This window comes from Rathayibacter sp. VKM Ac-2929 (genome assembly GCF_022815495.1).
Classification (GTDB): Bacteria; Actinomycetota; Actinomycetes; order Actinomycetales; family Microbacteriaceae; genus Rathayibacter; species Rathayibacter festucae.
Genome location: NZ_JALGRV010000001.1, coordinates 917,138 through 935,858 on the forward strand (window position 1 = coordinate 917,138; position 18,721 = coordinate 935,858).

An 18,721-nucleotide genomic window follows, 5' to 3' on the forward strand; every position below is an offset into this window, starting at 1 on the left:
GGCGCAACCCCTGCCGCGAGATCGCTGCGTGATTTCTCATGCTCGAAACACGCGGCCCCTCCCGCCGTGCGCCACGATGGGCCCACGCCCCGCGACGGATCGAGGACCCCCTGCACGACATCGCCCCGCGTCCCGGTCTGCCCGAGCGGCTCGGGCGCCTGATCCGCCTCCGCACCGTCTCCGCCGAGCTCGAGAGCGTCGACGAGGCGCTCGCGCTGCTCCGCGAGCTCTACCCCCTGACTCACGAGCGTCTCGAGCCCGAGCGGATCACCGACCGCGGACTCCTCTACCGCTGGCCGGGCCGCGACTCCAATGCGGACCCGCTGGTCCTGATGGCGCACCTGGACGTGGTGCCGGTCGAGGACCCGGCCGCCTGGACGCACCCGCCCTTCGGCGGCGACATCGTCGAGGGCGCCGTCTGGGGCCGTGGCGCCCTCGACGACAAGGGCCCGCTCGTCGTCGTGCTCGAGGCGGTCGAGAACCTGCTGTCCGCCGGCGTCGTGCCGGCCCGCGACGTCCTGCTGGCCCTCGGCGGCGACGAGGAGGTGCGCGGGGCATCGGCCCGCGCGATCGCCGAGACGCTGCACGAGTGCGGGATCGTTCCCTGGCTCGTGCTCGACGAGGGCAGCGCCGTCGTCGAGGCGCCGCTGCCCGGAGTCGTCGGGCCGGTCGCGATGATCGGCGTCGGCGAGAAGGGCCTGCTCACGCTCCGGCTGACCGCGCGCTCCGCCGGCGGTCACGCCTCCGCCCCGCCGCGACTCACCGCGGTCGGCCGGCTGGCGCGGGCGATCACCCGGCTCACGCCCTCGACCTTCCCCGCCCGGGTCCCGGAGGCGCTGGCCCGCGCGCTCGCGCTCCTCGCCGACCGAGCACCCGGCGCCCGCGGCGCGCTCTACCGGCTGCTCGGCGCCCGGCCGCAGCTCGCCGCGCCCGTGCTCGCGGCGCTCGGCGGCGAGACGGCAGCCCTGGTCCGCACCACGATCGCGCCGACGATGCTCCGCGCGGGGACCGCCGACAACGTGCTCGCGGCGGAGGCGTCCGCCGTGCTGAACCTGCGACTCGCCCCCGGGGAGACCGCGGCCGGGGCCGCCGAGCGCGTCCGCCGGCGGATCCGCGACCGCGAGGTGACCGTCGAGGTCGTGCTGGGGGAGGACCCGTCGCCGCAGTCGCCGAGCGACGGCGCCCCCTTCGCGGCGCTGCGGGCGGCGCTGGCCGTCTCGCACCCCGAGGCGGCGGTCGTCCCCTACGTCATCAACGCGGCGACCGACTCGCGCCACCTGCACCGCTTCGCCCCCGCGGTGTATCGCTTCGCACCGCTCCTGATGACGAAGGAGCAGCGCGCCGGGATCCACGGCGTCGACGAGCACGCCGACATCGCGGCCCTCGAGCGCGGCGAGCTCTTCCACCGCGCCCTGATCACCGGGCTCGACGCGTGAGGGCCCGGTGAGCCGCAGGCCGCGCAGGCGCCGGGTGTAGGTTCGTCCGTCGTGGAGACGGTGCCGATGCAGACCCAGGATCACGAGCGGACCCAGGACGGGCCAGCGGCCGGGGACCGCGTGCTCGCCGATCTGCGCGAGCTGCTCGGCGACCTCGTCCTCACCGACGCCGACGTCCTCGAGGCCTACCGCCACGACGACGCCGAGTGGGCGCCCTCCGGGCTGCCGCTGGCGGTCGTCCTCGCCGAGAGCGCGGAGGACGTGGCGCACGCCGTCCGCCTCGCCGCCCGCGCGGGTCTGAGCGTCGTCCCGCGCGGAGCCGGCACCGGCCTCTCCGGCGGCGCCAACGCGCTCGCCGGCTGCCTCGTCGTCTCGCTCGAGCGGATGGACGCCGTCCTCGAGATCGACGCCGACGAGCGCTTCGTCGTCGCTCAGCCCGGCGTGATCAACGACGCGCTGCGGGCGGCCGTCGCCGAGGCCGGACTCTGGTACCCGCCGGACCCGGCCAGCTCCGCCATCTCGACCATCGGCGGCAACGCCGCCACGAACGCCGGCGGCATCTGCTGCGTGAAGTACGGCGTCACCCGCGACTACGTCCTCGGCATGAAGGTCGTCCTCGCCGACGGCTCGCTCGTCAGCCTCGGCCGCCGCACCGCGAAGGGCGTCGTCGGCTACGACCTCACCGGCCTGATGGTCGGCTCGGAGGGCACACTCGGCATCATCGTCGAGCTGACGCTCCGCCTGCTCCCGCTCGCGGGCCGTGAGCAGCGCGCGATCGTCGGCTCCTTCGGCTCGCTCGAGGACGCCGGAGTCGCGGTCGCCGCGATCTCGGCCGCCGGCATCATCCCCTCCGCCCTCGAGATCATCGACAGCACCTGCCTGCGCGCCGTCGACGACTGGCAGCACCTCGGGCTGCCGCACGGCGTCGACACGCTGCTGCTGGCCAAGGTCGACGAGCCGGGGGAGGCGGGCCGCACCGCCGCCGACCGCGTCGAGGCGCTGATGGCCGGCGCCCGCGCGCTCTCGGTCGAGCAGGCCACCGACCAGGACGAGGTCGACCGGCTCTTCCTCGCCCGCCGCCTCGCCTATCCGGCGCTGGAGCGCCTCGGGCCGGTGCTCACCGAGGACGTCTGCGTGCCGCGCCGCGCGGTCCCGGAGATGCTCTCCCGCATCCGCTCGGCCGCAGCGGACCACGACGTGGTCATCGCGACCATCGCGCACGCCGGCGACGGCAACCTGCACCCGCTGATCATCGCGCCCGAGGGCGACGAGGCTGCGAAGGCCCGCGCGAAGAGCGCCTTCGACCGCATCGTCGAGGACTGCCTCGACCTCGGCGGCACCGTCACCGGCGAGCACGGCGTGGGCCTCCTGAAGCTGCCGGGAGCGGCCGACGAGCTCGGCCCGCGCGTGCTCGGGATGCACCGCTCGATCAAGGACGCGCTCGATCCGCTCGGCGTGCTCAACCCGGGCAAGGCGTTCCCGGGCTGAAGCGCCGCTGTCGGTTCTCCCGGGATCAGCGCGCCAGGAACTCCAGCAGTGCCTCGGTGAAGGCCTTCGGCTGCTCGATGTTCGCCGCGTGACCGTCCTTCTCGATGACGAGGGAGTCGCCGCGCGGGGCGAGCGAGGCCGCGGCGGCCGCGTGCTCGGCCGGCCAGAACTCGCTCTCGCGGCCGGCGACGAAGAGCACCGGCACGCTCGTCCGCGCGATCACCGGCCGCCAGTCCGCCGTCGCGTGGTCGTTCAGCAGCCGCCGCTCGGTCTCCGTCAGCTCCCGGCGCTCGCCGCCGCCGAGCGCCTTCAGCAGCCGCGCGATCCGCACCGGCCCCTTGGATGCGACACTCCAGCGTCCGGGATCCGGGATCGTCGTCGCGAAGAGGGTGTCGCGGTTCGCCTCGGTGTAGTCGTAGAAGCCGTAGGGCCAGTCGTCGCCGTTGAGCATCCGGGGCGTCTGGTCGACGATCACGATGCGGTCGACGCGGCTCTCGTCGGTGCTCTCGTCGGTGCTCTCGTCCGCGCTCTCTCCGGTACTCGCTCCGGTGCTCTCGTCGGTGCCTCCCGCCGTGCCTCCCGCGGAGCCGGCCAGGAACGCCCAGATCGAGTTCCCGCCCATCGACCCGCCGACCAGCGCCGCGCCGCACAGATCCAGGTGGCGCAGCAGCTGCGCGAGATCCGCGCCGTGCCGGAGCATCGTCGCGCCGGCCTCCGTCCGCTCGGACAGCCCGTGCCCCCGCCGGTCGAACGAGATCACCCGGTAGCCGGCCTCGGCGAGCGGCCCCTGCTGCGGCTTCCAGCTCGTCGCCGGCGCCTTGAACCCGGCGATCAGCACCACCGGCCGCCCGGCCGGGTCGCCCTGCTCGGTCCAGCTCAGCCGGACCCCGTCGTCCGTGGTGAAGTCCGGCATCGTGGCCCCTTGTCGCTCTCGTCGCGGCCTGCTCCGGCCGCTCCCCGCCACGCTAGTGCGGCGTGAGTGGCGCGTCGCCGCCCGCGGGGAGACTCTCGCGATCAGGCCTCCTCGAGCACGCTCCGCACCGCGTCGTTGGCCTCCCGCCACTCCTCCGGGTCCGCCTCCTCCCAGAGCTCGGTGAGCTCGCTCCCGGGCGAGTCGGCGGCGGCCAGCGCCGCGAGGGCGAGCGCGACGAGCTCGTCGTCGGGTCGCCCGGCGCGCTGCACGAAGTGCGCGATCGTCTCGGCGTGCGGACCGCCCTCCCGGCCGAGTCCGCGTGCGACCACCTCGGCGGCCGCGATCGCGAGGGTCGCGGCATCCGCGTCCACCTGCGTCGGCGAGACCGCGGCGTCCAGCGCCTCGCGGACGTACTGCCAGTCGCCGGCCTCGTCGAGCTCGTAGACCCAGTCGCTCGCCGTGTCGTTGCCGAACGGCTCTCCACTCCATGCACCCATGGCCCGACGCTACGCCGACGCGCGCGCGGCCGCATCGCCGACGCTCCGATCGATCCGTCGGGGAAGCACCTGCCGGAGAACGCGAGGCAGCCCTTCACGACGGATCGAAGCGGGCGGGACAGCCCTTCGCGACGGATCGATCCGCGCGGAGGAGGGTCGTGCCTCAGGCCAGCCGCTCGCTGAGCGCGACGATGACGCCCTCCGGGCCGCGGACATACGCCATCCGCCAGGCACCCTCGTACTCGCCGACACCGCCGACCAGCCCGTACCCGTCGCCTGCGAGCCGCTCGAGGACGGCGGCGAGGTCGTCGACGACGAAGGCCAGACTCCGGAGCCCCGGCTCGTCCGCCTCGACGGGGGCGGGGACGGGCCGCGGTGCGGGCCGGACGAACCGCGAGAGCTCGACGGCGGTCCCGCCGCCGGGCGGCCGCAGCATCACGATGTCGGTCCGGGCGTCCTGCATGCCGACCACCGTGTCGAGGAACTCGCCCTCCACGGGCGCCCGCCCCTCGAGCACGAGGCCCAGCCCGACGACGAAGAACGCCGTCGCCGTCTCGAGATCGTGCACTGTCACGCCGACGTGGTCGAATGCGGTGATCCCCACCATGAGCGCCTCCTCGTGTCGAGCACAGTCAGGCAGGGTGGGGGCCCGCTGTCAACGGGCGGCCGATCCCTGCTCCGGGGCGGTGAGCGGGCGGGTCGGCCCGCCGCTCCGAGTTCCCGAGGCGTTCATCACCGGGAGTCCCTCGCGCGTGACCCGGCTCGCCCGCACTGGGTAGGCTGTACTGCTCCGTCGTCGAGGGGGAGCGGTCGCGGAGGAACGATGGGCAAGAAGCGCAATCAGGGACGATCCGGGAACGGGCGCTCCGGCGGCTCCGGCGGCCAGGGCGGCGGCCGCACGGCCGAGACCGCGCTGATGGTGCGGTTCCGCAGCTGGTACCGGTCGCACCTCGCCGACGTCGCCGTCCTGCACGAGCACCTCGACGTCGACGAGGCCGTGGAGGTCCTCACCGACCTCTTCGCCATGACCCGCGACCTCCGCCCGCGCGGCTCGTTCGCCCAGCCGGACGCCGAGCTCCTCGAGGCCGTCTTCGACCAGATCGAGGCCGACCTCTCCGGCGAGGAGAGCGAGGCCGACCTGGACGACACCCTCTTCACCGTCGCCGAGGTCGTCGAGCACTTCCTCGACTTCCTCACCGACGAGGACCTCTGGACCGGCACCGACGAGGAGCTCGACGAGTGTCAGGCCGTGCTCGACGAGGTCCTCGACCTCGCCGGCTCCTTCGTCGAGGCCGTCCTCGACGACCTGCTCGAGGTCGAGGAGATCCCGGACGCCGAGATGCTCTCCGCCGCCCGCGCCACCGCCCTCGTGCACGCCGCCGACGTCGTCGTCGAGCACCTCGCCGCCACCGACGGAGCGACGATCTCCGAGCGCGCCGCCCGCGAGATCATGGTCGAGGCCGGTGTCGCCTCCGCCGGCTCGTCGCCGAGCGACGACGCCGTCCGCATCCCGGTCTCCGCCTGGTGGGACGCGCTCGTCGCCTCCGAGGTGCTCGACACCGACGGCTCCACCGCGGGCCTCGGTGACGCCGCGCCGGCCTGGCGCAGCTCCGAGGCGCGCGAGGCCACGGTCGAGCGCATCGCCTACATCGCCCGCTTCATCGAGCTCTGGCTCGTCAGCGCGCAGGAGGCGCTCGCCGTCGCCGACACCGAGAACGGCGCCTTCTCGCCGCGCGAGCGCGCGATCACCACCACCGACGCCGTCCTCGCGCGGATCGCGGTCGCCTGCCAGGCGCAGATCCACGAGGGCCTCGTCGTCGGCGAGCTGGTCGACGAGCTCGCCGCCGATCTCGACGTCTCGCTCGAGGACGCGCTGGACGAGCGCGAGCGGATGGTCGGCGCGGCCGAGCGGATGCTCGACGAGGCCGCCGAGCTCGGACTGCTGCTGCACTCGCCCGAGTTCGGCTACGTGCTCCCCGAGGGCCTGCAGCCGGTCCTCGCCTCGGTCGTCCGCGCGAGCATCGTGCTGCTCGGCGCCCGCGACGCCACCCGCCTCGAGATCCTCGACGAGGCGACGGAGGACACCGACGCCGCCTACGCCCTGCACGTCTCGCTGCTCGGCACGAAGCCGGTCGTCTGGCGTCGGCTCGAGCTGTCCTCGGAGTCGTCGCTGCGCGATCTGCACCTCGCCCTGCAGCTCTCGCTCGGCTGGACCGACGCGCAGCCGCACTACTTCAGCGTCGGCGTGCCCGACGAGGAGCAGGCGCCGATCGGCTCGCCGGCCGACGCGGAGGAGCTCGGCTCCGGCCTCGTCGACGAGGGCGGTGTCGCGCTCGCCGTGGTGCTCGAGAGCGTCGGCGACGAGCTGTTCTACGTCTACGACCTCGAGGACGAGTGGCGCCACGTCATCCGCCTCGAGTCGGTGTCGCCGCTCGGCGCCGCCCTGCCGCGCTGCACCGGCGCGCGCGGAGCCGCTCCGCTCGACGCGCCCGGCGGCCCGGCCGCCTGGGCCGACACGGTCCGCGCCGCGACGGACCCGTCGTCCGCCGACCACGCGGAGGCGCTCGACGCCCTCGGGCTCGCCCCGGAGGCGGCGTTCGACCCCGCGAGCGTCGACGTCGACGGCATCAACCGCTCGCTCGGCCTGCTCCGCGCGGCGGTCTGACCGGTCCGCGCCGCAGAACGTCAGCCGAGAGGCCCCGTCATCGCCGATCGCGGCTGACGGGGCCTCTCGGCTGATGCTGTGTCGTCAGCTCTCCGTCACGGGCTGAGCAGCAGCTTGCCGATGTGTCCGGAGGCGGTCATCCGCTCGTGGGCCCGCTCGGCCTCGGCCAGCGGGATCACCTCGTCGACCACCGGCCGCACCGTCCCGTCCGCGACGAGCGGCCAGACGCTCTCGCGCACCGCGGCGACGATCGCGCGCCGCTCCTCCAGCGGCCGGGCGCGGAGCGTCGTGGCGTGGACCGCCGCGCGCTTGCGCATCAGCGTCCCGATGTCGAGGGAGCCCTGCGCGCCGGACTGGTTGCCGATGAAGACGACGCGGCCGCCGAGCGCGAGCGCCTCGACGTCGCGGGCGAGGTAGTCGCCGCCGACCGGATCCAGGATCACGTCGACCCCGCCGTCCGTCTCGGCCGCGATCCGCTCCACGAAGTCCTGCTCGCGGTAGTCGATCAGGATGTCCGCGCCCAGCGCCCGGCAGGCGTCGAGCTTCCGCGGGCTGCCGGCCGTCACGGCCACCCGGGCGCCGATCGCGGAGGCGATCTGGATCGCGGTGGTGCCGATCCCGCTGCCGCCGCCGTGGATCAGCACGGTCTCGCCGGCGCGGAGCCCGGCGACCAGGACCAGGTTCGACCAGACGGTCGCGGTCGTCTCGGGCAGCGCGGCGGCCGAGATCAGGTCGACGCCCTCCGGCACCGGCAGCAGCAGCCCCGCGTCGACGACGACGTGCTCGGCGTAGCCGCCGCCGGAGAGCAGCGCGCAGACCTCGTCGCCCTGGGCGACCGTCGTGACGCCCTCGCCGAGGCCGACGACGGTCCCGGACACCTCCATGCCGAGGATCTCCGACGCTCCGGCCGGCGGCGGGTACACGCCGGCGCGCTGCCCGAGGTCGGCGCGGTTCACGCCCGCGGCGGCCACGCGGAGCAGCACCTCGCCGGGTCCGGGGGAGGGGGTGGCGGTCTCCTCGAGCACGAGGCGGGAGTCGGGGCCGGGGTTCTCGACGCGGATCGCAAGCATCCCGCGATGCTACGCCGCGCGCCTCCACGGGCGGTCCCGTCCGATCCGCAGGTGATCCGGCGCTCCGCCGGCGCCTCCGCGCGGACGAGAGCGCGCTCCCGCCGGGACCGCCTGCGGATCGCGCGCCGGCGTCAGGCGTGCTCCGCGAGGAACGCCAGCACCGCGTCCTTGAACGCCCGCGCCGGCACCGTGCTCGTGTGATCGCGGCCCGGGACGCTGACGAAGCGCGCGCCCGCCTCCTCCGCCAGCCGCGCCCCGCCTGGCGCGATCGGGTCGGCCCCGCCCGTCACCATCAGCGTCGGCAGCTCGGGGTGCGCGCCGAGCTCCGGATGCGCCCCACCGCGCACCCCGTCGGCCACCGCCACCAGGGCGGCCAGGTCGTTCCCGGCGACGCCCTCCGCCATGCCGATGAACGCGCGGGTGAACCGGTCGTCGATCTCGCCGCCGTCGGCCACCCGCGCCCGGGCCGCCGCCGCATCGAAGTGCCGCAGCGGCTCGCCCACCGTGAGCCCGCCGAGGCTGAGCGTCGCCAGCAGCTCCGGGCGCTCCAGCCCGAGCACCCAGCCCATCCGCGCGCCGAGCGAGTAGCCGAGATAGTGCGGAGCGATCAGGTCGTAGGTCTCGATGACCCGCACGATGTCGGCGACCATCAGGTCGACCCCGTACGCGCCGGCGCGATGCGGCTTCTCGCTGGCGCCGTGCCCGCGCTGATCGAGCGCGACGACCCGGTACCCGGCGCGAGTCAGCGTCCGCAGCCAGCCCGCCGTCTCCCAGTTCAGCACCGCGTTCGACGCGAATCCGTGCACGGCCAGCACGGTCGGCGCCCCCTCGTCGCCGAGCGCGTACGTCGCGATCCGCGTCCCGTCGTCGGCGACCACGGACACGGGCGGGGGGAAGGCGATCGGCGTCACCCGACCACCCTGCCATCCCGCGCTGGCGGGCTCGACGCGCTCGTGCAGGCTCCTGCTCCGAGGCCGGACTGGCCACCGGAGATCTTGACCGCTGGCGGATGAGGCGACGTCGCGCGCCAATGCCGGAGGACCGCCGCCGATGGGAAGCGCGTCGTAGCCATCTTGGTATGGTTCCCGTGATGAAGAACTCAGAGCAGCCAGCGGATCGACGGAAGCAGGAGCCGACGTGGAGAAAGCTCGAGCCCTGGTCGCTGTTCGTGCTGCTCTTCGTCGGGACGTTTTGCGGCAACACCGTCGCTGATGCCGTCGGCGCGACCGACCCATGGGATCTGCTCGTCAAGATCCTGGTCAGCTCGATCGTCGTTCTCATCATCTGCACCCTGCTCAACCTCCGGCGCGATCAGCGCCGGTGAACCGATCAAGAGGAGTAATTACATGAAGATCGCGAGAACGGCAGTGACGGCGATGGCCGTCTGCGCGGCTGTGCTGAGCGCAGCACCCGTCGCCGCGGCGTCGACCGCAGCGGAGGCACCGGCACAGGTGCAGTCCAGTGGTCACGTCGAGATGACGGTGAAGCGCACAACCGCCTCGACCGTCACCTTCGACGTCGGCGGCGGAGCCAGACCCGTGAAGTCCAAAGACGGCAAGGTCCGCGTCACCGACGGGAACGTCACGTCGGAAGCCCTTCCCACCAAGGTCAGTGTCGAAGGCAAGCAGACCGTGAGGGGTAGCTGGACGGTCGATGACTCCGACACGATCACCTTCCACTTCGCTCCTTCACAACGGAGCGGTGCGGCGGCACTGACCCTCTCCAGCGACTGGAGCTCGAAGGAGTGGGGCCACTGCGTCTCGGAATCGGGCATTGCGGGCGCCGCCGTTGGAGGCTTCGTCGGGGCGATCACCGGGCCCGGCGCGATCACTTCGGCGACGGTCGGCTTGCTGGGGGGGATAATCCACGGCGCGATCAAGTGCTGATCCGGTAGAGAAGGCGGGTGGCGCGTCCGGTCAGCGCAACGGCCGGGAGGAGCGGACGAACGGCACCGCGATGACGAGGCGGACGCTGCGGCCGCGGCCTGAGCGGATGCCGAGCACGACGCAGAGGACGAGGTTCAGCACGAAGAGGCCGAGGATGGCCGCGATGGTGAGGGTGGGCCAGCCGCCGCCCCAGGTGTCGCGGACCGAGACGAGCGCGAGGTGCAGCGGCACGAGCATCAGCTGGAGGGCGAGATAGGTCAGCTGCCAGTTCACAGCGACGACGCCGTTGCGGTCGCTCAGAGTGCCGCCGCGACGCCGGGCGCCCCAGGCCAGCACCGTCGCCGTCACCGAGATCAGCGGGGAGAGGATCACGAAGCCCGCGATCGCCGACAGTCCGGCGAGCCAGACCGCGCGGGCCCCGCGGCCGTCGCGGCGACGGCGCAGCGTCTCGTCGTCGTCCATCCGCGGCCGCTCCCTCGCGATCGTCCCGGCGCACCGCCGGTCGTCCCAGTCTCGCACCGGCCCCCGGGAGTGAGCGGGGGGTTCCCCCTCCCGCCCGGGGGTTAGCCGGATGGGGGAGGATCCGCGTCCTCCGTAGCGTGGAGGCATCGCCGGGCGCCCCGGCACCGCACCCCGCAGAAGGAGCACCGACCATGTCGAACGCCGAGACCACCCCGACCGCCCGCACCACCCGCACCACCCCCGCCGACGAGCAGCCCACCGAGGTCTACGGCTCGACCGCCGTCCTCACCGACCCGGCCCCGGAGTCGCGGCAGCAGCAGTCCGAGCAGCAGGACCCGCCGTTCGAGCGGCCCTCCGTGCAGCACCCGGCCCCCTACGGCGTCCCGCCCGTCGCCGCCGCCCCGGCGCCGTCCACTCCGTTCTCGCTGACCAGCCTCATCCTCGGCGTCACCTCCGTCTTCTTCGGCCTCACCGTCATCGCGCCGGTCGCCGGCCTCGTCTTCGGCATCCTGGGCCTCCGCCGCGAGCCGACCGGCCGCACGCTCGCGATCTGGGGCATCGTCCTCAACGCGGTGATGATCAGCCTCGTCGTGCTCTTCGTCGTCGCCCTGCTCTTCCTCGGCCTGCTGGTGCCGTTCGTCGCGATCGCGACCGGCACCGACGTCGACTGACCGGGCAGGCGCTCCCGACTCAGGTCAGGAACGCCCGCAGCAGTGCCGCGGAGGCGTGCACGTGCTCGGTCATCAGCCGGGCCGCCTCCACCGCCCGACCGGTGAGGATCGCCGTCACGAGCGCCCGGTGCTGCTCGTCCGCGTGGGCGATGTTCCGCGGCAGCAGCGGGATGTCGTCCAGCAGGGCGTTCACCCGCGTCCGGCTCTCGGCGACGAGTGGCAGGAGCGACGGGACGCCGGCCAGCTCGGCGATGGTGAGGTGCAGCCGGGAGTCGAGCCGCCGGTAGTCCTCGGGGCTCGCGTCCTCGACGTCGGCGAGAGCCCGGAACAGCTGCTCCCGATCGGCGGCCGTCAGGTCCGCGCCGGCCGCGAGCCGCGCGGCCCCCACCTCGAGGATCTCGCGCAGCGCCACCACGTCGTCGATCTCGGCCCGGTCGAAGCCGCGCCGGCCGACCGGCACCGCCGGCAGCTCCTCCGCCACGAAGGCCCCGCCGTACCGGCCGCGCCGCACCACCAGGTACCCCGCGTCCGCGAGCGAGGCGATCGCCTCGCGCAAGGTGTCGCGCCCCACGCCGAGCTGCGCGGCGAGCTCGCGCTCTGAGGGGAGCCGCTCGCCGGGCCCCACGAGCCCGAGACTCACCGTCTGCATCAGCCGCTGCACCGTCTCCTCGAAGGCGTTGCTCCGGAGCAGCCGCCGGAGGATCGCCTCCCTGGCGCTCGCCGCGGGAGCCGCCGGGCGGCCCTCCGCGTCGTCGTCCGTCCCGCCCGTCCCGGTGCCCGCGCTCACGTCGTGCTCACTCCGGGGTCACGTAGGCGGAGGAGATGCCGCCGTCGACGAGGAACGTCGCCCCGGTGATGAAGGACGCGTCGTCGCTGGCGAGGAACGCCACCGCGGCGGCGAGCTCCTCCGGCTCCGCGAAGCGCCCGACCGGGATGTGCACCAGCCGACGCTGAGCCCGCACCGGATCGGCCGCGAACAGCTCCTGCAGCAGCGGGGTGTTCACCGGACCCGGGCAGAGCGCGTTGACCCGGATGCCCTGGCGCGCGAACTGCACGCCCAGCTCGCGGCTCATCGCGAGCACGCCGCCCTTCGACGCGGTGTAGCTGATCTGCGACGTCGCCGAGCCGAGCACCGCGACGAACGAGGCCGTGTTGATGATCGATCCGCGACCCTGCTTCGTCATGTGCCGCAGCGCCGCCCGGCAGCAGAGGTAGACCGACTTCAGGTTGACGTCCTGCACGCGCTCCCAGGCCGGCAGCTCGGTGGTCTCGATCGAGTCGTCGTCGGGCGGCGAGATGCCCGCGTTGTTGAAGGCGATGTCGACCGCGCCGTAGGCGTCGACCGCGGCCTGGAAGAGCGCGTCGACCTCCGCCTCGCTGGTGACGTCGACCCTCACGAACATCCCGCCGAGCGCTTCCGCCACCTCGGTGCCGCGCGCGACGTCGACGTCGGCGATCACCACGCGCGCCCCCTCGCGGGCGAAGCGGGTCGCGGTGGCGAGGCCGATCCCGCTGGCGCCGCCGGTGACGACGGCGACCTTGCCGGCGAGCCGCTGCGTGAGGTCGATCGGGGTGGTGTCGAGGGGAGGGAGAGCCATGGTGCGGCCTTTCACGGGAGGGTGCGGGGGTGGAACGGGGCGGGTCAGTCGGCCGCGAAGAAGATGTTCTTGGTCTCGGTGAAGCCGAGTGCCGCGTCCGGTCCGAGCTCACGGCCGAGCCCGGACTGCTTGAAGCCGCCGAACGGGGTCGAGTAGCGGACCGAGGAGTGCGAGTTGACCGACAGGTTGCCGCTCTCGACCGCCCGTGACATCCGCAGCGCGCGGCCGAGGTCGCGGGTCCAGATCGAGCCGGAGAGGCCGTAGTCGGTGTCGTTGGCGAGCCGGATCGCGTCGGCCTCGTCCTCGAAGGGGAGGACGGAGACGACCGGGCCGAAGACCTCCTCGCGCCAGACCGGGTCGCCGCTCGAGGGCAGCAGCACGGTCGGCGGGAACCAGAAGCCGGGGCCGGCGGGCGCCGAGCCGCGGAACGCGACGGGCGCTCCCTCCGGGACGAAGGCGGCGACGCGCTCGTGGTGGGCGGCCGAGACCAGCGGACCCATCTCGGTCGCCTCGTCGCGCGGGTCGCCGACGACGACGCCCTGCACGGCCGGCTCGAGCAGCTCGAGGAAGCGGTCGAGGACGCGCCGCTCGACGAGGATCCGGCTGCGGGCGCAGCAGTCCTGGCCGGCGTTCTCGAAGACTCCGTACGGGGCGGTGCTCGCGGCGCGCTCCAGGTCGGAGTCGGCGAAGACGATGTTCGCGCTCTTGCCGCCGAGCTCGAGCGTGACCCGCTTCACCTGGTCGGCGCAGCCCGCCATCACCCGCTTGCCGACGCGCGTCGATCCGGTGAAGACGACCTTGCGGACCAGCGGATGGGTCACGAAGCGCTCGCCGACGACGTCGCCGCGGCCGGGCAGCACCTGGAAGAGGCCCTCCGGCAGTCCGGACGCGAGGGCCAGCTCAGCGAGGCGGAGGCTCGTCAGCGGCGTCCACTCGGCCGGCTTCAGCACGACGGCGTTGCCCGCGGCGAGCGCCGGCGCGAAGCCCCAGGAGGCGATCGTCATCGGGAAGTTCCACGGCGTGATGATGCCGACGACGCCGAGCGGCTCGTGCACCGTGACGTCCAGCCCGCCGGCGACCGGGATCTGCGCGCCGAGCAGGCGCTCCGGAGCGGCGGAGGAGTACTCGAGGACGTCGCGGACGTGCCCCGCCTCCCAGCGAGACTGGGTGATCGGGTGACCGGAGTTCCGGGTCTCGAGCTGCGCCAGCTCCTCGATCGCACCGTCGACGGCGGCGGCGAACCGGCGGAGGGCGCGGGCTCGGTCGAGCGGGGCCAGCGCCGCCCAGCCGCGCTGCGCCACGGCCGCGCGCTCGATCGCGGCGTCGACGGTCGCGAGGTCGGCGAGGGCGACCTCGTCGAAGGCGGCGCCCGTCGAGGGGTCGACGAGGGACTGCGTCGTCGTCTGCGCGGTGGTCGTCCGCGGGGCGGGCGTCTGCGGTGTCATCGGAGTGCGTCCTTCGGGGTGCTGAGGGAGGAGCCTTCTGCCGCGCCGGTGCCCGCGCGGTGCGCGATCGCGGCGGCCACCAGGCCGGTGAAGAGGCGGGTGTCGGCGGTGTCCTCCTCCGGGTGCCACTGCACGCCGAGCGCGAAGCGGCGCCCCGGCAGCTCGAGCGCCTCGATGGTGCCGTCGGCGGTCCGCGCGGCGACCTCGAGGCCGTCGGCGACCCGGTCGACCGCCTGGTGGTGGTAGACCTGCGCGACGACGGCGTCCTCGCCGAGCAGTCCGCGCAGTCGTGACTCCGGCTCGACCGCGACGTCCACGTGCGAGAACACGCCGCCGCCCGCCTGGTAGCGGCGGTCGCCGACCACGTCGGGCAGGTGCTGGTGCAGGGTGCCGCCGAGCGAGACGTTGAGCAGCTGCGCGCCGCGGCAGATGCCGAGGAACGGCAGGTCGGCCTCGAGCGCGGCGGTCATCAGGTGGTCCTCCCAGGCGTCGCGCTCGGGGCGGGGGACGTCGGTCTCGGGGTGCGCCTCCTGGCCGTAGCGGGCGGGGTCGATGTCCTTGCCGCCGCAGACGATCAGCCCGTCGAGGCGCTCGACGACGGCGCGCGCGGTCTCCGCCGAGGCGGGCTGCGGCGGCAGGAGCAGCGCGACGCCGCCTGCCCGCGTCACCGAGTCGATGTAGTTCGCGGGCAGGAAGGACGCCTCGACGTCCCAGACGCCGGAGACGGCGCGCTCGCGGTAGGTGGTGAGCCCGATGATCGGACGCGGGGCGACGGGACCCTGCTCGGAGTCCGTCCGCGGGTCAGAGCCGCTCAAAGCCGCGCACCCTCTCCCAGTCGGTGACGGCGGCGTCGTAGGCGGCGAGCTCCACCCGGGCGTTGTTCACGTAGTGGTCGACGACCTCGTCGCCGAAGGCGGCCCTCGCCAGCGCGGAGGACTCGAACAGGTCGGCGGCCTCGCGCAGGGTCGTCGGGACGCGCGGCGCTCCGGACCCGTAGGCGTTGCCGGTGCAGACGTCCTCGAGCTCCAGCTCGTTCTCGATGCCGTGCAGCCCGGCGGCGACGAGCGCGGCGACGGCCAGGTACTGGTTGACGTCGCCGCCCGGAACCCGGTTCTCGACGCGCATCCCGGCGCCGTGGCCGACGACGCGCAGGGCGCAGGTGCGGTTGTCGAGACCCCAGGCGACCGCGGTCGGCGCGAACGACCCGTCGACGTAGCGCTTGTAGGAGTTGATGTTCGGCGCGAAGAAGAGGGTGAACTCGCGCATCGCGGCGAGCTGGCCGGCCAGGTAGTGCCGGAAGAGCGGCGACATCCCGTGCTCGCTCTCCGCGTCGGCGAAGACGGGCGTGCCGTCGGTGCCGCGGAGGGAGAGGTGGATGTGGCACGAGTTGCCCTCGCGCTCGTTGAACTTGGCCATGAAGGTCAGGCTCTTGCCGTGCTTGTCGGCGATCTCCTTCGCCCCCGACTTGTAGATCGAGTGGTTGTCGCAGGTGACGAGCGCGGCGTCGTAGCGGAAGCCGATCTCCTGCTGGCCCAGGTTGCACTCGCCCTTGATGCCCTCGCAGTACAGGCCGGCGCCCTCCATCGACACCCGGATGTCCCGCATCAGCGGCTCCATCCGGGTCGAGGCGAGCAGCGCGTAGTCGATGTTGTAGTCGCTGGCGGGCGTGAGGCCGCGGTAGCCCTTCGCGAAGGCCTCGCGGTAGGAGTCGTCGAACACGATGAACTCGAGCTCGGTGGCGACGAACGCCTCGAGGCCGCGCTCGGCCAGGCGGTCCAGCTGCGCGCGGAGGATCTGCCGCGGCGCCTCGCCGACCGGAGCGTCGTCGAGCCAGGTGAGATCGGCCGTGACCAGCGCGGTCCCCGGCAGCCACGGCGCGAGACGCAGCGTCGAGAGGTCCGGGATCATCTTCATGTCGCCGTAGCCGCGCTCCCAGCTCGAGATCGCGTAGCCCTCGACGGTGTTCATCTCGACGTCCACGGCGAGCAGGTAGTTGCAGCACTCGGCTCCGTGCGCAGCGACCTCGTCCTGGAAGAGCCTCGCCGAGATCCGCTTGCCGACGAGCCGGCCCTGCATGTCGGTGAAGGCGACGATCACCGTGTCGATCTCACCGGCGTCGATGAGATCGTCGAGTCGCTCGAGGGTGAGCATGCCCCGCACCGGGGCGGGATCGGCGGCACCTCGTCGATCGGCGGCACGGCTCTCGGCGCTGACAGGTGCCATGGGATGCCTCCGGGGGTCACTCCGCCGGGTGGCCGGACGAGGCCGCATGGTCGGATCGGGGTCCATTGAAGCACAGCCGCTGTCGCCGGGGAGTGACGCCGCGCTCGCTGGCGCGGAGCTCGCGCCGATCGTCGGATCCTTCGGATCGCGCCGTTCACACCGTCGTAACGCCATCGGTCTTCCCAGCGTCCATTGAGGTCCCTATGCTCGGACCACCCGAGCCGAGGAGACCCGATGGCAGAGCAGACGAAGCAGACTCCGACGAGCAAGGGTGCGCGGCGCCCGGCGGCGTCGGGACCCGACTCCGCGAACGTCACCAGCACCGCGGGGGTGACCTATCGCGAGGCCGAGGAGGGCTACTTCGAGAAGCGCACCCTGCGCCGCTCCGCGGGCGTCTGGGGCCTGTGGGGCCTGGCGGTCGCCGCCGTCATCTCCGGCGACTTCTCGGGCTGGAACTTCGGCATCGCCTTCGCCGGCTTCGGCGGGATGCTCATCGCCTTCGCCGTCCTCGTGGTGATGTACTACGGCCTGATCTTCTCGATCGGCGAGATGTCCGCCGCCATGCCGCACACCGGCGGCGCCTACTCCTTCGCCCGCTCGGCCATGGGGCCGTGGGGCGGCCTGGTGACGGGGCTGGCCGAGACCATCGAGTACGTGGCCACCACCGCCGTCGTCGTGTTCTTCTCCGCGCAGTACGCGAACGGGGTGACGAGCGAGCTGCTCGGCTTCGATCTCTCCGGTGCGATGTGGATCTGGTGGCTGGTGCTCTACATCGTCTTCGTCGCCCTGAACTCGGCGGGCGCGGCGATCTCGTTCCGCTTCGCGATCGTCGTCTCGATCGTGTCCATCGCGATCCTCCTGGCCTTCTCCGTGATGGCGCTGCTGTCGCCGGCGCTGGACTGGTCGAGTCTGTGGAACATCGCGCCGGACGCGGGTCAGACCGAGTTCCTCCCGCACGGCGTCCTGCCGATCCTCTTCGCGCTGCCGTTCGCCATGTGGTTCTTCCTCGGCATCGAGGAGCTGCCGCTCGCGGCCGAGGAGGCGCACGACCCGGTCCGCGACATCCCCCGTGCCGGCTTCTGGGCCCGCGGCACCCTGATCGTGACCGGCCTGCTCGTCCTCTTCCTCAACACGGCGCTGATCGGCTCCGAGGACATGGGCGTCTCGACCGAGCCGCTGCTCGACGGCTTCCGCGCGATGGTCGGCGACGGCGCGGCCGCTGTGCTCGCGCTCTTCGCCCTGATCGGGCTGCTCGCGTCGCTGCAGGGCATCATGTTCGCCTACGGGCGCAACATGTACTCGCTCTCCCGGGCCGGCTACTACCCGCGGGTGTTCTCGCTCACCGGTAAGCGCCAGACTCCGTGGATCGCGCTCACCGTGGGGGCCGTGATCGGCTTCGTCGCCCTCGTCGTCGTCGACGTGCTCAGCAGGCTCGACCCGGACAACGCCGGCGCCGTCGCGGGCGCGATCGTGCTGAACATCGCGGTCTGGGGCGCGGTCGTCGCCTACTTCATGCAGATGGTGTCGTTCGTGCTGCTGCGCCGACGGTTCCCGAACGCGAGCCGGCCCTACCGCAGCCCGTGGGGCCTCCCGGGTGCGGTGATCGCGGCACTGATCAACGTGCTGATCTTCCTCGGCTTCCTCTTCAACGACGCGTTCCAGCCGGCGATCATCGCGATCGCCGTGGTCTACGTGATCATCCTGATCGGCTTCGCCGTCTGGGGCCGGAAGCGCCTCGTCCTCTCGCCCGAGGAGCGCTACGCGCTGAGCGGCGGACTGCAGGCCGCGCCGAGCATCCCGGAGCCGGACCGCGTCGACTGAGCGCGGGGTGGCGGCACCGTGTCAGGCGCCGCCGCCCCGGCTGTCGTAGGCGCGGTCGAACGCGACGGGGGAGTAGCCGTCGCGCCGGACCGCGAGTGCGAGCGGAACCGCGACGGCGGCGAGGAGAGCGAGGACGAGGAGCAGGGCGAGCATGGGGCATCCGATCTCGAGGTGATGCTCCGAGAGTGGCCCGGTCCACGCGTCCCTGGGGGCGAGAAGAAGGGCCACTCTGCGCGTCACGGTCCTTCGGTGGCCGCTTCGTCCGAGGTGGCCCGACCGACGGTGGATCCGTCCACCCGACCGGCGTCCGGCGATCCGTCGAGCAGGAGGCGGGCCGGAGCCTGCGCCGAACGCCGCCGATCCGCCCGGAGCGGAGCCCCGGCGTAGGCTGGCGGCGCAGTTCGCGGACCCCCTGCACCCTTCGGGGCCGCACGACGACAGCGACGGAGCTGACGTGACATCCGCCTCGACCACCCTCCCCGAGAGCACCGACCCTGCGAGCAACGACCCCCTGAGCAACGACCCCGTGAGCAACGGCCCGCGGGG

General features: G+C 73.3%; 19 protein-coding genes. 7 read left to right on the forward strand and 12 right to left on the reverse strand.

The window, feature by feature from the left end; all coding sequences use genetic code 11:
* The first annotated feature begins 38 nt into the window (after window positions 1-38).
* Entirely contained in the window at window positions 39-1,436 is a 1,398-nt protein-coding gene (locus MT355_RS04075; protein WP_243598618.1) for a M20/M25/M40 family metallo-hydrolase, read from the forward strand.
* Window positions 1,437-1,502: 66 nt separating this feature from the next.
* A complete protein-coding gene (locus MT355_RS04080) occupies window positions 1,503-2,924 on the forward strand; it encodes an FAD-binding oxidoreductase (RefSeq protein ID WP_243598619.1) in 1,422 nt (473 codons plus the stop codon).
* Between the two features lie 25 nt (window positions 2,925-2,949).
* Here MT355_RS04080 and MT355_RS04085 read toward each other — a convergent pair whose 3' ends face one another.
* From MT355_RS04085 to MT355_RS04095, 3 genes are all read right to left on the reverse strand, one after another.
* A complete protein-coding gene (locus tag MT355_RS04085; RefSeq protein ID WP_243598620.1) occupies window positions 2,950-3,837 on the reverse strand; it encodes an alpha/beta fold hydrolase in 888 nt (295 codons plus the stop codon).
* Between the two features lie 101 nt (window positions 3,838-3,938).
* Window positions 3,939-4,334 carry a DUF4259 domain-containing protein gene (locus MT355_RS04090; RefSeq protein WP_127887103.1) on the reverse strand — a complete coding sequence of 132 codons (396 nt, stop codon included), beginning with the start codon at window positions 4,332-4,334 and terminating at the stop codon, window positions 3,939-3,941.
* 163 nt (window positions 4,335-4,497) lie between these two features.
* On the reverse strand, window positions 4,498-4,941 hold the full coding sequence (locus MT355_RS04095) for a VOC family protein (protein ID WP_243598621.1): 444 nt from the start codon (window positions 4,939-4,941) through the stop codon (window positions 4,498-4,500).
* Between the two features lie 216 nt (window positions 4,942-5,157).
* Between MT355_RS04095 and MT355_RS04100 the strand changes: the two genes are divergently transcribed.
* Entirely contained in the window at window positions 5,158-6,999 is a 1,842-nt protein-coding gene (locus MT355_RS04100; protein ID WP_243598622.1) for a plasmid pRiA4b ORF-3 family protein, read from the forward strand.
* A gap of 95 nt (window positions 7,000-7,094) precedes the next feature.
* On the opposite strand, the gene MT355_RS04105 is transcribed toward MT355_RS04100, so the two are convergent.
* Window positions 7,095-8,069: an NAD(P)H-quinone oxidoreductase gene (locus MT355_RS04105; protein WP_243598623.1), complete on the reverse strand. Its 975-nt coding sequence runs from the start codon at window positions 8,067-8,069 to the stop codon at window positions 7,095-7,097.
* 131 nt (window positions 8,070-8,200) lie between these two features.
* Entirely contained in the window at window positions 8,201-8,980 is a 780-nt protein-coding gene (locus tag MT355_RS04110) for an alpha/beta fold hydrolase (RefSeq protein WP_243598624.1), read from the reverse strand.
* 167 nt (window positions 8,981-9,147) lie between these two features.
* Between MT355_RS04110 and MT355_RS04115 the strand changes: the two genes are divergently transcribed.
* Entirely contained in the window at window positions 9,148-9,393 is a 246-nt protein-coding gene (locus tag MT355_RS04115) for a hypothetical protein (RefSeq protein WP_243598625.1), read from the forward strand.
* A 22-nt stretch (window positions 9,394-9,415) separates the two neighbouring features.
* On the forward strand, window positions 9,416-9,955 hold the full coding sequence (locus tag MT355_RS04120; protein WP_243598626.1) for a hypothetical protein: 540 nt from the start codon (window positions 9,416-9,418) through the stop codon (window positions 9,953-9,955).
* 30 nt (window positions 9,956-9,985) lie between these two features.
* Here MT355_RS04120 and MT355_RS04125 read toward each other — a convergent pair whose 3' ends face one another.
* Window positions 9,986-10,417, reverse strand: coding sequence for a DUF4870 domain-containing protein (locus tag MT355_RS04125; protein WP_243598627.1), 432 nt, complete (start codon window positions 10,415-10,417; stop codon window positions 9,986-9,988).
* 191 nt (window positions 10,418-10,608) lie between these two features.
* Between MT355_RS04125 and MT355_RS04130 the strand changes: the two genes are divergently transcribed.
* A complete protein-coding gene (locus tag MT355_RS04130) occupies window positions 10,609-11,088 on the forward strand; it encodes a DUF4190 domain-containing protein (RefSeq protein ID WP_243598628.1) in 480 nt (159 codons plus the stop codon).
* Between the two features lie 19 nt (window positions 11,089-11,107).
* Here MT355_RS04130 and MT355_RS04135 read toward each other — a convergent pair whose 3' ends face one another.
* Genes MT355_RS04135 through MT355_RS04155 form a run of 5 tightly spaced genes read right to left on the reverse strand, consistent with a single transcriptional unit; the run spans window position 11,108 to window position 16,282 of the window.
* Window positions 11,108-11,875 carry a FadR/GntR family transcriptional regulator gene (locus MT355_RS04135; RefSeq protein WP_243598629.1) on the reverse strand — a complete coding sequence of 256 codons (768 nt, stop codon included), beginning with the start codon at window positions 11,873-11,875 and terminating at the stop codon, window positions 11,108-11,110.
* Window positions 11,876-11,882: 7 nt separating this feature from the next.
* Window positions 11,883-12,686, reverse strand: coding sequence for a 3-oxoacyl-ACP reductase (locus tag MT355_RS04140; protein WP_243598630.1), 804 nt, complete (start codon window positions 12,684-12,686; stop codon window positions 11,883-11,885).
* Window positions 12,687-12,730: 44 nt separating this feature from the next.
* A complete protein-coding gene (locus MT355_RS04145; RefSeq protein ID WP_243598631.1) occupies window positions 12,731-14,131 on the reverse strand; it encodes an aldehyde dehydrogenase in 1,401 nt (466 codons plus the stop codon).
* On the reverse strand, window positions 14,128-14,946 hold the full coding sequence (locus MT355_RS04150) for a gamma-glutamyl-gamma-aminobutyrate hydrolase family protein (RefSeq protein ID WP_243598632.1): 819 nt from the start codon (window positions 14,944-14,946) through the stop codon (window positions 14,128-14,130). The genes MT355_RS04145 and MT355_RS04150 overlap by 4 nt, the downstream gene beginning before the upstream one ends.
* Window positions 14,933-16,282 carry a glutamine synthetase family protein gene (locus MT355_RS04155; protein WP_243598713.1) on the reverse strand — a complete coding sequence of 450 codons (1,350 nt, stop codon included), beginning with the start codon at window positions 16,280-16,282 and terminating at the stop codon, window positions 14,933-14,935. The genes MT355_RS04150 and MT355_RS04155 overlap by 14 nt, the downstream gene beginning before the upstream one ends.
* A 306-nt stretch (window positions 16,283-16,588) precedes the next feature.
* Between MT355_RS04155 and MT355_RS04160 the strand changes: the two genes are divergently transcribed.
* Complete coding sequence (locus MT355_RS04160; protein ID WP_243598633.1) at window positions 16,589-18,175, forward strand: amino acid permease; 1,587 nt, start codon at window positions 16,589-16,591, stop codon at window positions 18,173-18,175.
* A 21-nt stretch (window positions 18,176-18,196) separates the two neighbouring features.
* On the opposite strand, the gene MT355_RS21170 is transcribed toward MT355_RS04160, so the two are convergent.
* Window positions 18,197-18,328, reverse strand: coding sequence for a hypothetical protein (locus tag MT355_RS21170; RefSeq protein WP_279392003.1), 132 nt, complete (start codon window positions 18,326-18,328; stop codon window positions 18,197-18,199).
* Window positions 18,329-18,721 lie beyond the last annotated feature (393 nt).